This is a genomic window from Microbulbifer mixtoriginis (SeqCode) (assembly GCF_052466695.1).
In genome coordinates this window covers 296,207-309,486 of the sequence record NZ_CP174285.1, presented here as the reverse complement: position 1 = coordinate 309,486, position 13,280 = coordinate 296,207, and the positions used below count along the sequence as shown (strand labels likewise).

Below are 13,280 nucleotides of genomic sequence, written 5' to 3'. Positions count from 1 at the left end.
TTTTTGTAATATGGTGACAGAGCAGCCATTGCTAACTAAAGTTGATCCCTCTGAAGTCAGTAGCTACTTGGTGCAGGCACATAACAATAAACTTACGGATGCCTTCCGGACTAAGCTGTATAGCTTATGCAGCAACACTTCGATTGATCAGTTCGACCAACTGCTCCAGCTGTTTTTTTGCCTGGGAATACTCACCATTATTATCCCTCAATGGAAAACCACAATTAATCCTCAAGCAGTCTTTATAGTAATTCAAGGTACTAAAGCATACTCCGGTTCGAATATCCAAGAGTTGCCTCTTTAAAAGAATCGCGAATTCATCCTCATTTAACCCGGGAACTTGAAGCCATAAAACCAATCCTCCTGTTGGCATGCTAATCCGCACCTTTGGGATGAGATGGTCGGCCAGGAAATTACGATACTGATCAACTTGCTCCCGCAACAGGGGTCTCAATGTCGCCAGGTGCTTAGCATATTGCCCACTACTGATAAAATCAGCCAAGCTCAATTGGAGTGGTGAATTTACCCCCAAGCTCTCGAGTTGACGTTGCTGTCTGTAATTATTTAAATATCGTCCAGGCAAACACCAACCCAGTCGATAACCAGCACTCAGTGTTTTTGATATAGATCCACACCATAATAAGTATCCCCCGGTATCCCAATGGTATGCAGGGAGTGGAGGGGCTCCCCGGTGATCTAACTCATGGTAGACGTCGTCCTCGATAATCGGGATTCGGTATTTATTCGCTAACCCAGCCAGCTGCTGTTTCTGTTCGACACTGAGACTAATACCGGTTGGGTTCATATGGCTAGAGGTAAAAAGCCCAGCCCGAACACCGCCTTTTTGCATCTGTAACTCCATCTGTCGCAAATCTAAACCATCCATTGTGGATGGTATCTCTACGACAGTCCGCCCCATTCCCCCGAGGAGCTGAAGTAAACCGCTATAGCAAGGAGAGCTGACCGCTACTGCATCCCCAGGTTTTGTCGTTACTTCCAGTGCTGTACGTACAGCATCAAGACAGCCATTGGTTATCACCAGATCAGAAGCTTGGAAATGGAAACCCGAAGCGCCAAAGTGCTCACTGAGAGAACGACGCAAAGGCAATTCTCCTTGCACATTAGGATAAAGACACACCCGGCTCCCCTGACTACGTGAAGCGCGACGTAAGCTTCGCTCTAACTTAGAAACAGGCTGCAACTCTACAGATAGCTGAGTTATTCCCAGTGGGCCTGGCTCCTCCGAATGAAAGAAATGATCCGCAATCGGTGTCGTAGTCTGGCAAGAAAAAGCGGGCATCTCAGGAGACCCAGAAACATCCAAAGGTTTTCTTACATAAAAACCTGACTGCGGTAAAGCCTGAATCCATCCCGTCTCCTCCAGATAACGATAACAATTCAATGCGGTAGTCAGGCTAACCTCATTCACCCTAGCAAGCTGACGTAGAGAAGGAAGCTTTTGTCCTGGCTGCACCTTTCCCTGGCGAATATCTTCCACTAAATAATCAGCCATTTTCTTGTACCGCATCATACTCCCCAAACTCAATTAACCTTCCAGCCCCTTATTGGGCAGAAAGTAACAAACTGTATACTTTTTTTAATTGAAATCTGTATCTGTCCCTAACCTCAGAATGCACAGAAACTATCCCGATATCAATGGGACAGTAGTTATGAGATACAAAGATTTGAGCCTTGGAATTTTCGTGATGGCTATTTGGGGTGTCAACTTTATTGCCATTAAAGTGAGTACGACAAATCTCAATCCACTACTAGTTACCGCGCTGCGCTTCACTCTTGCAGCAATACCGGCCATTTTCTTTATTCCCAAGCCGCCCGTTGCCTGGCGCTATATCCTCAGCTATAGCTTGGTCTTTGGCACAGGTATCTGGGGACTTGCTACTTGCTCGCTTACTGCTGGGCTCTCTCCAGGTATGGCATCACTGCTGCTCCAGCTCAATGCAGCAATTAGCGTATTACTTGGCTGGCTGATCCTTAAAGAGACGGTCAGTACACAAAAAATATTGGGAGCCAGCCTGGCAATCTTAGGATTATGGATTGCTTTCCTTATTGAAGATGGCAGTGTCAGCCCCCTCGGTGTGGTGCTAGTGATTCTGGCAGCAACTTGCTGGGGTATCAGTGGGCTGATTGTCAAAGCGGCCAATACCAAGGAGGTTTTCGCTTTTATTGTCTGGAGCCTTCTGTTTGCTCCCATCCCTTTACTGGTTCTTGCGTTGGCTCTGGAAGGTAAAGAGGTTTTAAACAACCTTATTGAAATTGATAAGCTTACCCTAGCCTCAATTCTATTTCAGGCTTGGCCCACCACCTTACTAGGCTATTGGATTTGGAATCGTTTGATTGTCACTTACCCTTTATCAACTATCGCTCCTCTTACCTTACTGGTACCAATTTTTGGTCTCCTAGCTAGCTGGCTTGTTTATCAAGAGCCTCTGGGGATAGTGAAAATCTGTTCAAGCTTATTGATCATTTCTGGGCTCATTGCGGGAGTCATAAAGTGGGATAAAGTGAGATTGAGCAAAAAGAAGCAAGCAAGTGTGCCCATAAATATTCAATAAGGTTTTAGAGTAAGTGTGGATTGGGCCTCCCAACCCGCCCTCACCTCCGCCACCTAGGGCAAACAAGAAGGCGTAGTAAAGAAGTATTTTACCTCGTAATCACTACAATTCTCTGTTCCACAGAAGAAACGATAATTAGAACCGTAATTCCCCACTAATATACTCTCTCCTGTAAACCTGTAATCCAGCTTGGAATCAGCCAAGCTGACCAACAACATTTACGACATCTTTCACTTCACAGGTATTGGAGATATTACCTGCCGCTTTGTGTTCATTAAAGCTTTCGTAGTCAATGCCACCAGAGGAGGGGTTGTCATTGTTGAGCCATTCCGTTGCGTAATAGCCAGCATTGATCAAAGAACTGGAAAGCTTGTGCACACCCAAAGCAATAACTTCATCCCCTTGGCGCCCATGGAAAGCAAATATCTGCTGGGTAGAGGTAGAAGAATAGCTCTTACAGGAACCCTGCTGCATGCCACCTGAAACTGTCTCCCCTGTACTGGAAGTCAGTTTTAAATAATAAATACTACCGGAACTGTACTTTTCATCATCCCAGCAGATTTTAACATCATCGAGATATTCACCACTGGCGGAGTCAAAACTAAGGACAGAGCCCATTGAGCCACCATCTCCCTCACCATACTCAATGCAAAGTTCACGATCACTCGCATTTACATGGCTAACAGCCTGCTGGAATTCATAAAAAGCCTTTAACCCATCAATACGACCTCCAGAACGAATTTGTACCGATTTCAAATTCATAGTGCCGCTACCAAGCAGTTTATGCTTGATTAAATCGATGGGATCAAATGCAGCACCACCAGTGCCACCAATCGCATCCTTTTTGAGGTAACCATAATCAGAGTAAGCATCCTGGCTGGCAAGCCAAAAATCCTCAAATACCTTATAATAATTTACCCAAACCGAAGTTGTTATGCCCTTAGTATTTCTTTCAGCATAGAGTTCAGTACTTTCAAGGGCATTATAAGGCATACCGTATTGATAGCCCTCTGCAGCACAAGCGCTATAGCCATCAATCCAGGCACCGGTGGACTCACTGATGTGCCAATTTCTATTAGCATCTACACACGCAAATACACGGATCGTAGAGCAATCATAATCTCTAATCTCCCCATCATTAGTTAGCCAACTACAACTGTGCTCGGTACCCGGTGAGTCATCTCGCCAAGACCAAAGGAAATCTTCAATAAGTGGAGCTTTGGATGCTTCAATGGTTGTTGCATTGGCTTCAACTAAAGCCAACTCTATCAGCTGGTAACCTGCCTGTGCTTATTCTTGGACGGTATCACCATAAATTTTGATATCGTTCTTACTGTACTCCGTAGTCGCATCCTGTGCGACACTGAAATTTCCATTTTTATAGTGGGTGGTAGCGCTGCTATTACCATCAGAATCCGCTGTCAACTGGCTGGAATTTTGAGCCAAAGGTTCATTGGAGGTTAGATTGCCAGCAGCATCCATTTCATCTACGCCAATCCAGACATTCCTTAAATACTTGCTTGTTTTGGATTCATCATGATAATCGCAAAGATTATTATCCCCTGTGTGCGGATACTCTCTAGGTACCTGAGTAAAAAGAATAATGTTTCGCCCTGTATCCAGCACATCTTGCTTGCTTAAAGTTTGCACTGGCAATGAAGCGCAATCCCCTTCCGCGTAACCCCAGTCAGTTGGCTTGAAAACATAGTCCCCCAGGCGACTCTCAATCTTTTCACCAATTTTGTTCCTAAAATTCTGATGATAATCTGAATCATAAGCTTCGAATTTTATAAATAACACTTCATCCTGATTATCCTCAAGAAAATCTGTGATCTCATCAAAGCCATCCCCGAGAGTTGCCGCTGTGCCTACCATGTATATGCACATAGTCGCCTCTTCAAGTCCCATATGACACATGTGTGGAGTAGAACTAAACGTGGATGAAGGGTAGGTATCGTACTCCACTAAGCGGATACCACGATGGAACAGCTTCTCAGGGGCATACCATTGATTAACATCGGTATATACTCCTTGATCCCACTGGAAAGAAGCATAGGCATTATGTGCCCCTGCCCATAGCGCTTTTGACAACGGTGCCCTAGTATCAATTTGTCCCTGCAAATCCAACCGATGCACCTTTGCATCCCCTGAATCAATTTCTCCAGCAGCCATCATCGATGCTGAGATTCCCAGTAAAAAAATAGATAACGAGTAAATTATTCTTAGCATTACTTATCCCTGACAGATCGTTTGATAGTGAAAACACAAAATACAGAGTGTCTCTCCAGTTTTTCGGGAGTTGACTAGCGCTGGCGTTTCAATAGGAAAATTACCCTAAAAGACCGCAGCAAAAGTGAATCCTTAACGTTACTTAACCATTCCATAATGCGTACACATTTTTGGATAGGAGGGTGGAGAGGTAATTTGAAAATTATTACTCTGGATCTTTCTTATTTTTTAACTATTACTTCACACACGTAGTAGCTGCTCACAGTCAATCTATAAAGCTATTTTTCATAAAATTTCACAATAGGCACAAATGAATTAGCGCTGAACGCTATCATTTAGGTATGACTGTAAAGTTTCACTTTTACTTCTGAACGTCCCGTCTGGGTGAATGTTACCCCCCGAGGCAACACTGGATTCAGGCAGCATTTCCAACACATGGATGAAAAAATAGACGAAGCTATAAGCGTCCAACTTTTTCCAATAGAAATACCCTACCGTCAGTACCAAGCCATAAGATACGGAAAAATCATGGCCTATACCCTTGACAGCCAATTCAGCCAAGCAATCGAGCAATTTAGGGCTTTACTGGAATCCATAGAGCCAATAGCAGTAGGTGATGTGGCCACAAGACGTGAGGTTGGTGAGCATGTTCTCAGAGAGGTATTTCAAACCCATCCCATGCCAACCGATGTATCAATAGAAGATTTTCTGGTAAAGCTGCCCGATGAATCCAGCATCATATTGCGATGGTACTGTAAACAAAACTCAACGCCGGGGTCAGCGGTACTCTACTTACATGGTGGGGGCTTGATCTTCAATGATGTAGGAATATACGACCGATTAGTCGCAAACTATGTCTCAAAGAGTGGCGTGCCATTTCTCTCAGTGGATTATCGCAAAGCGCCAGAATATCCTTATCCAACCCCAATTGAGGATTGTTACTCGGCATTGTGCTGGCTCCATAAGAATGCCAAATTGCTGCAAGTAGACCCCAACAGGTTAGCTGTTATGGGCGATAGCGCTGGCGGAGGGCTGTCTGCGGCACTGACCATCTTATCAAGGGACAGGAATGGCCCTTCTTTAGCAAAACAAATTCTTATATATCCAATGCTTGATGACCGGAATACTGTTGAGGACCCAAAGCTGGCTCCCTATGTACTTTGGACTAATGATGACAACCTTACCGCTTGGCAGGCTTATCTCGGAGAAACAATGGGCACAAGTAAAGTAACCGCTGTTGCCGCTCCAGCTCACTTAAAAAACGCGAAAGGGTTGCCCTCCGCATATATTGAAATTGGGGAATTGGACATTTTTCGCAATGAAAATATTGAATATGCACGCTTACTCGCCAATGACGAGGTAAGTACAGAGTTCCACTTGCGTCCAGGCGTTAATCACGCTTGGGAGGTATTTGCACCTACAATCCCAATCTCCATTAGAGCCATGGATGACCGTATTCGGGTTATTCAATCCTTTTGAATTTAATAGATTTTACTGGGGAATTTAAAGGCTTTACTCTTTATCTTTAGCTTGAAACCAAAACTCGATTTCATCTGTATCCTCTTCAAATGAGGCAGCATGTTCAGTATTTTCCGGAACATGGTACCAATCGCCAATTCCAAAGCGCTGAACATCACCATTCATACTTAGTATCAACTCGCCTTTCGTAATCACCCCATAATTATCAGTCGCATGCGTATGATCTGGAATAACAGTGCCCGCCGGATATGATGCAAAAAGGACATCACCTCCTTTTGCCTCCAACTTGTAGGCATCAAACCGACCATCATAAATAGGTAGCTGCTTAATTCTATCTGGATAACTTCCTGACATTCTGGATACACTCCTTGTATTAAACTTTGAGCCCCGTTCCTGCAAATAAAATATTAGACCAGGAAGATAAAGAGCGCACTATCCGAAATAAAATAACACAAGACATTAGCGGCTGCATCTAACCCATAGAGAAAAAATAGTTAATCAAAGAGAGGCAAAACTCAAACAGACACTAGAGAACCAATTATATTGATATATTACAGCAACCACCTTAGATGCAGCGAATTGCCTTTCTATTTTATTCTATCGTGTTTTAATTTCTATTGAGAATTCCACCCCCTCCAATGACTGAAGGTAATCAGGATTTTCAGGATCGTTTATTAGCTTACCACTAAAAGAGACATTCTCAGCCTTTTGCTGCGTCTCAAAAAGATTAGGCAATGTGCTTTTTCTGGAGAAATCATACTTCTCAACTGAAGATACGCCCTTCTCGAAAGCTGCACTGATATCTATCGGCCTAGAGCTTTTTTCAGTGGCTAGATCGCTTTGAGGGCCATGTTGGTTATCAGGAGTTTCAGTGTGATCTTCTACACTTGAAATATCATCTTTAGATAGCTCAGTGGAACTAACAATGTCCTGTAATTGTTTTTCTTGCTCAAGCGTCCCCCCAACGACCTCTTCAGTACCAAGCCTAGCTTCCCCCCCAGATTCAATTGAAAGTGACTCGGGCCTGCCACATGAAGCCAAAATCAACAACAAAAGGGCCACAAAAAAATATTTAAACATAATTATTAGCCTAGAGCTCACAGCTTAGAATTCTTTACAAAACCAGTGGGTCTATATCTAGGGTTCGGTACACATCTATAATGACTCTATCGTAGCATAAGTCATAATTCGATCAGCAGAATACAGTGAGTCTAGGAGGTTATCCTAAATATCATCATTTTGAAAGGTAGTTGTTCTCAATACCTGTGCAAAATGTTAACAGACAGTCAGAATATTGACCATGTAGATATCACAAGACCAACCAGATTATATACTCTTCTGCAATATATGCATTTCGATAGAATTCCAGAGGGAATAGCCATCTCAGCCACTCCGATCAAAACACCAACAACCCTACCAACAATATAATTTATGAATAAGAAAAATAAAAATTAAATCAAAAACTTCGCTAAAAGCCACTTGGAAATAAATATTATTGCTCAAATTATGCCTGTATTATTGGCAGGCTACTTGGGTGACACAATGAAGACCTGGCAACTTACACTCTTTATACTTCTATTGTTAGCCACAATTGGCATCACAATTTATATCTACAATCATCGCTTTACTGAAAAAACTAAGCTCCATAGGATACCGGTTACTGAAGAAGCCATTATCTATGAAGCCCCCCTCAAGGATAAAGAAACCATCAACATCCTAATTTTGGATGGTGGAGGGGTTCGAGGTCTTATCCCACTATATGTTCTTCAATATATTGAACGTCAAGTAGGCAAGCCTATAAATGAAATATTTGATGTTTTCAGTGGAGTATCCACCGGAGCTATTATTGCTACAGGAATCAACATTCCCATGAAACAACTACGTGAACAATATGGTGACTACGGCTCAAAAATAGACCTACTGATAAAACTTTACAAATCTGAAAGTAAATATTTATTCTCAACACCCTGGTATCATAAAATATTGACTGGAGCTGGAATGTTTTCACCGAGGTTCATGGGAGATCGACTCCATCAAGTTTTAAAATTTCATTACTCAGAAAGCTTAAAATTTACTGATTTAGAAAAACCAGTCATTGTACCTTCTCTTGATATCTACACTGGAAGGGTACATCTTTTTAAAAATTATGGTGAAGAAATTGCTGAACTCCCTTCAAACAGTGTCTATCAGCTAGTGGTTGCTGCATCCAGCGCGGAAGGGGTATTCCCTCCTGTAGACTTTCTAACATCAAGCAGGGACCTCAGTCATCGATATTTTGCAGATGCCGCGGTATCAGAAAATGATCCGACCAGCATGATATTACTGGACATTATTGAAAAATACCCAAATAAAAATTATTACATACTTATAATGGGATCGGGTACCCCGCCTCTGCGTAGCGCAAAGGATAGTTATCAAGACATAAAAAACTGGGGACGACTGCAATGGTTTCCTGACCTTATCACAGATGTACAACGATCTATGGATACGCAGCAGCTCTACGCTCTAAGAATTGCAAAATTATTATCTCCAAAAGGGAGGATAGAATTTGACTACTTAAACGTAAAAGTAAACAATCCCAAAGTCGGGATTTTTGACTACGAATCAATCGATTCATTAAAAATTCATGCAGATAGATTAATAGAAGAAAATAAGCCGGAAATTGATCAAGCCATTGAACACCTAAAGGAGAGATCAGAATAGAATGGGCTAAACGCCTATACTTTCGATCCCGCTTGAGCCAACAGCCTACCTGTTTATACTTTCTTACCACTAAAATTATGGCTGCCCCTTACGAGGAGCAACAGGATTTTCCATCTTTTTGAACCGGTGGGCATGCAACCGTTCCATAAGAGCAAAATACACAGCAATCGCCTTTCTTGGGACTTAATAGCTCTCCACAATTCTTACACTGATAGAACCATTGGCATGCATCAATCGGCATAGTTTCCGTATGATCATGACCACATAAAGGGCAGGTGATCCTGGAAGTTAAAACCTGCGTACTCTTTGTCATATCAATCCCTATAACGCTTATGACTTAGACTATAAAGACAAGTCCAGAGTTTCTCAAGTAGCAATCTGATAAGAATATTTAAATAGAGGCTATTAATATCTGCGTTAATTCCTCAGGCTTATCAATCATTACATCATGTCCACATTGAATAGAGTTGGACTGCCATCCGCTATCCCGTTGTGCTATTTCATAAAATGGCTTACCAATTCCCGGAGCCCACCCTGTTGCATAGATATAAATGCGATCAGGAATTAGTTTCCAAGCCCCCTCCAAAAAGATTGGTTGCTCAAAGGTCTTGAGGGGCTGGTCTACACAGCGCCTATTAACCCAGGCCTGATCATGAATATTTACTCCAAAGTTTTTAGCCTGATCTGGGGCTACCAGAAAGCCTTTATCTGTGGATCTCGCACTTTCAAGCAAGGTAGAACCTATTTCCTTAGGTAAGAGTTCTAAAGTGCATAGCCCGCTCTCCGGCACCAAAGCATCAAGATAAACAAGAGTGCGGACATTGCTGGGTACCTTATCAGCAACACCGGAAATGACCATTCCCCCATAGCTATGACCACATAAAATGATGTTAGAGAGTTCTTCCGATTCAATGACACCAAGAACATCCTGAATATGTGTGTCCAGGTCAATCTTATCATTTAAAAGGTGAACTCTCTCTCCTAGACCTGTTAATGTGGGAGCAAATACTAAATGGCCAAAATTACGCAAGCGATCCGCAACCCGCCGCCAACACCAACCTCCCTGCCAAGCGCCATGTACCAAAACGAAGGTTGCCATCGGTTGCCACCTTTATGTACGTAATGAATTTACATGTAATAACCGGCCAAAAGGCTGGTAAGAAATAACTTGGAAAGCTGTATTTCATGCTGTCAATACTAAGGAAATGGGCCACCTATATTCAACCGCATCCCTCTCATTATATGGAAGCGGTTGAGAATGTTTAAGTTACTGACATGAGCTCTGCTCCCAGTACTGGGGTGCAGCAGTGGGAGACCACCAATTTGGCCCGTAGGTGGAAGTATATACCTGGCCCTCAAAAGTTACACGATCACCAGACTGATAGGCCTCATCGCCTGCGTAAGGCTGCTGAAATTCCGGGCAGGAAGCTGCCGTGTCGCCTTCTGTGCTGGTATTGTCATCAGAATTGTTATTAGAGGAAGTATTGCCTGATCCCGTATCAGAATCGTTGTTTGATTCACCCCCTACCGTTTGACAAGTGGTTTCAATCCAAAGTGCTGGCGCCGAGCTTGGAGACCACCAATTGGGCTCGTGTTTGGATTCGTAAGCGATACCATCAAAAATAACGATATCCCCAATCGCGTAACCCGGATCACCAGCGTAGGGCTGCTCAAATACTGCACAAGAGGCAGTCCCAGTATTCCCACTACCTTCGGTGTTTCCAGTATCATCTGAATCATCGTCATTGGTATCTGAAGTACCATCCCCCTGATCAGCACTAAGTTCGTACCCAATCTCAACGTTTCTCAGGCCACTATTTTCTAGCAGATAAATACTATTAATACCGTACAAGGATTCAAAGCTACTGCTACCATCATAATCACCAGCTCTAATACTGGTTTGCTCTCGGTTAATCAATTCAGCCAAGTCGTGAGACCAATTTTCTGCGATCCCTTGCTCGCTTGAGGCAATCTCCAGAAGTGTAGAATAAGAGCTATTTTCACCGGAGCTATCAAACACACGGGTATATACCTTATCTCCAATATTTAAGTCTTGTGTTGGATTAATTGTGCCTACAGCACTCCACGCAGTATTAGTAACATTATCACCATCAAACTCAACATCGATAACGTTATAAAAAGCATTCACTGTATCACCAACATCCCAAACAGCGAGGATGACATGGTAACCCTCACGATCTGGAACCTGACACTCATGTGTCATATTTGTTGGAGGTTGCTCATAGTTTCCATCCACTTCACAAAAGGGATTAAGATCAAACTGATCACGGGTTAAGGACGCGTTTGGATTCCAGTTCTCTTTGGTAATATAGTATTTCCAATCCCTGCTTACATGGTTCGCAGTGAAGTGCCATTTAAAGGTTTGCCAACCAGAACTGATATAATTCTTAACCCAGCGATCAGAAGACTGTTCATTTAGCTCTGACCAAGAGCTATTCCCCGCACTGGCAATCTGCCCATCAGCGGGTCCACTTTCCGGGAAGCCTTCATTACCCTCTACACTTTGTGGTTCCCACTGAACTGCACCGCAGTTTATATTCATCTCTCCAGAGTCGAGAGGATATTTACATAGTACCCCACGTGCGGATGCAACCCCGCCATCAGCAGCTTCTACATAACCATGGCCAAGTACATTAGAGCTAATTCCAGTTAAAACTACAGCCATTAATGTATGACTAAAAAAAGGTTGTTTAAATACAGAAGCTAATTTGGTTTTTCGGTAAATCATATCTTTGCCTGTTATTCAATCTTGTCCGATGTCCTTCCCCAGTTAAGCTAGATCCTTCACTTACCGAAGCAGGTTTTACTTCAGAAGTAGCGTTAGCGACAAAGCTATGGACCGCCACTGATTAACACGGTTCCTATAAACCAAGTAAAAAACCATTTAGATTGAAAATAGAACCTTGCTCTCACAACAATTCAGGAAAAGCAATATAAAACCACTTAAAAAGACTAAGAGAGCATAAAAAACTGAAATTATGATTCGAATTCACAATGCCTGGATAAAATTAATGAACACTAACGACAATTACGGCCAGATTAGTGGCGCAAAAAAACAAGCCAATAAAAAACAAGGAGCAGTAGCCATGTTTTCCATATTTCCTGCACAATTACGCTGTAAAATATCCGCATATGGAGGCCCATCAATAGTTATCTTCTGCCCTCAAGTACAATAAATCCTGGTGACTGACAGGCAAACCGCACACAAAAAGATATTTCACAACTCTACTTCGGTCCAATTCCAACTGGGAAATAAAATAAAATCTGAGCAAGCGCATCTACGTATAGTTGAAAGTCTGCAAGTGTAAATAAATAGAGCTATATAACGTCAATTGTACCCTGAGAACTCTGCCTTCTAAGTGAAAAACCCAAAACCACTAACTGAAACCACACGCCTATACTTTCGAACAGGAAGGACATGATCTCCACCTTTAAAAACTGAAAGAACTCACCAGCAAAATCCCAAGCAATATTTCTCTTTCAATTTGTAATTAACTGATATTGATCAAGGTCACTGCGTGATGTACGGTTATATTGACAGTGACCAAACAGTCACATAATTGATAATTATCCGATATGGAGGCAATGTTATGGCAGTTCAGCTAGGTGGTAATTATGCTGCTTATCGATTCAGACCGGAATGTACTTGGGTGACAGGCACCAATGCAGGAGAGCTGCGTTCTGACGGTTATGGTTCCTGTGTAGGGCTAGTACTCTATAGCGGCGCCCCTAGAAAGATTGGTGTAGTCGCTCATTTTTCAGGATCAATGCAAGCTCCGCAGGTAAGAAATGATGCCCTTGAGATAATGGCAGCAGTCTGCCCTATTGCACCGGGTAGAAAGTGGCGGGGATGGGTTTTTGGTGGCGTATCACTCAATGGTAGCTCTTCACATCAAACCATGCTTGGAAATGGATCTAGCTTGACACACACACGAGCGTTAGTTGATACCGTACGTGGCGTGTTGGAATTTAATCGCATGTTTGATGTTAATTTTAACATTACGAATACTGAAAGATTTAATTTCACTACCCAGGGAGTTTTCACTGAGATGACTTTACGTCAAGGTGGAAATTATGTTGGACATCAGGGTGTTAAGTTAGATCTTGCCAGCGGAAAAGTAACCTGGGATGATCTCAATCATGGTTCAGGCAACTCGAAAGCCAACAAGATGATTAATTCTATGTTTTGACCTTCAAAATTTGACCTGGCAGATATCTCACCACTGCTGTCAGGTCAAACCTTTCAGACCCAATTTTTATGAAGATGCCCACTTT

Annotated in this window: 13 protein-coding genes; 5 read left to right on the top strand and 8 right to left on the bottom strand. The window is 42.7% G+C overall.

The genetic code is table 11. From position 1 onward, the window contains the following. Nucleotides 1-124 precede the first annotated feature (124 nt). Nucleotides 125-1,528, bottom strand: coding sequence for an aminotransferase-like domain-containing protein (locus ACJJI0_RS01325; protein WP_444884327.1), 1,404 nt, complete (start codon nucleotides 1,526-1,528; stop codon nucleotides 125-127). A 73-nt stretch (nucleotides 1,529-1,601) separates the two neighbouring features. Here ACJJI0_RS01325 and ACJJI0_RS01320 point away from each other — a divergent pair, with 73 nt between their 5' ends. Next, on the top strand, nucleotides 1,602-2,573 hold the full coding sequence (locus ACJJI0_RS01320; protein WP_444884326.1) for an EamA family transporter: 972 nt from the start codon (nucleotides 1,602-1,604) through the stop codon (nucleotides 2,571-2,573). Between the two features lie 195 nt (nucleotides 2,574-2,768). Here the strand turns inward: ACJJI0_RS01320 and ACJJI0_RS01315 are convergent, their stop codons facing one another. Then, nucleotides 2,769-3,836, bottom strand: a complete 1,068-nt coding sequence (locus ACJJI0_RS01315) for a jacalin-like lectin (protein WP_444884325.1) — start codon at nucleotides 3,834-3,836, stop codon at nucleotides 2,769-2,771. Between the two features lie 27 nt (nucleotides 3,837-3,863). Next, nucleotides 3,864-4,802 carry a PI-PLC domain-containing protein gene (locus ACJJI0_RS01310; RefSeq protein ID WP_444884324.1) on the bottom strand — a complete coding sequence of 313 codons (939 nt, stop codon included), beginning with the start codon at nucleotides 4,800-4,802 and terminating at the stop codon, nucleotides 3,864-3,866. Between the two features lie 435 nt (nucleotides 4,803-5,237). Here ACJJI0_RS01310 and ACJJI0_RS01305 point away from each other — a divergent pair, with 435 nt between their 5' ends. Next, nucleotides 5,238-6,281, top strand: coding sequence for an alpha/beta hydrolase (locus ACJJI0_RS01305; protein WP_444884323.1), 1,044 nt, complete (start codon nucleotides 5,238-5,240; stop codon nucleotides 6,279-6,281). 33 nt (nucleotides 6,282-6,314) lie between these two features. Here ACJJI0_RS01305 and ACJJI0_RS01300 read toward each other — a convergent pair whose 3' ends face one another. Next, the gene (locus ACJJI0_RS01300) at nucleotides 6,315-6,635 is read right to left on the bottom strand and encodes a cupin domain-containing protein (protein WP_444884322.1); all 321 of its coding nucleotides are present in this window, start codon (nucleotides 6,633-6,635) and stop codon (nucleotides 6,315-6,317) included. A 243-nt stretch (nucleotides 6,636-6,878) separates the two neighbouring features. Beyond that, nucleotides 6,879-7,361 carry a hypothetical protein gene (locus ACJJI0_RS01295; protein WP_444884321.1) on the bottom strand — a complete coding sequence of 161 codons (483 nt, stop codon included), beginning with the start codon at nucleotides 7,359-7,361 and terminating at the stop codon, nucleotides 6,879-6,881. A 462-nt stretch (nucleotides 7,362-7,823) separates the two neighbouring features. Between ACJJI0_RS01295 and ACJJI0_RS01290 the strand changes: the two genes are divergently transcribed. Further along, nucleotides 7,824-8,984 (top strand): patatin-like phospholipase family protein, encoded by a 1,161-nt coding sequence (locus ACJJI0_RS01290; protein WP_444884320.1) that lies wholly within the window; start codon nucleotides 7,824-7,826, stop codon nucleotides 8,982-8,984. Between the two features lie 88 nt (nucleotides 8,985-9,072). On the opposite strand, the gene ACJJI0_RS01285 is transcribed toward ACJJI0_RS01290, so the two are convergent. The 3 genes from ACJJI0_RS01285 to ACJJI0_RS01275 form a co-directional block, all read right to left on the bottom strand. Next, nucleotides 9,073-9,297 carry a GDCCVxC domain-containing (seleno)protein gene (locus tag ACJJI0_RS01285; protein ID WP_444884319.1) on the bottom strand — a complete coding sequence of 75 codons (225 nt, stop codon included), beginning with the start codon at nucleotides 9,295-9,297 and terminating at the stop codon, nucleotides 9,073-9,075. Nucleotides 9,298-9,375: 78 nt separating this feature from the next. After that, nucleotides 9,376-10,083, bottom strand: a complete 708-nt coding sequence (locus tag ACJJI0_RS01280) for an alpha/beta fold hydrolase (protein ID WP_444884318.1) — start codon at nucleotides 10,081-10,083, stop codon at nucleotides 9,376-9,378. 168 nt (nucleotides 10,084-10,251) lie between these two features. Further along, nucleotides 10,252-11,733, bottom strand: a complete 1,482-nt coding sequence (locus ACJJI0_RS01275) for a lytic polysaccharide monooxygenase (RefSeq protein WP_444884317.1) — start codon at nucleotides 11,731-11,733, stop codon at nucleotides 10,252-10,254. 283 nt (nucleotides 11,734-12,016) lie between these two features. Here ACJJI0_RS01275 and ACJJI0_RS01270 point away from each other — a divergent pair, with 283 nt between their 5' ends. Both ACJJI0_RS01270 and ACJJI0_RS01265 read left to right on the top strand, forming a co-directional pair. After that, on the top strand, nucleotides 12,017-12,181 hold the full coding sequence (locus ACJJI0_RS01270) for a hypothetical protein (RefSeq protein WP_444884316.1): 165 nt from the start codon (nucleotides 12,017-12,019) through the stop codon (nucleotides 12,179-12,181). Between the two features lie 414 nt (nucleotides 12,182-12,595). Beyond that, nucleotides 12,596-13,195 carry a hypothetical protein gene (locus tag ACJJI0_RS01265; RefSeq protein ID WP_444884315.1) on the top strand — a complete coding sequence of 200 codons (600 nt, stop codon included), beginning with the start codon at nucleotides 12,596-12,598 and terminating at the stop codon, nucleotides 13,193-13,195. The last annotated feature ends 85 nt before the right edge of the window (nucleotides 13,196-13,280 follow it).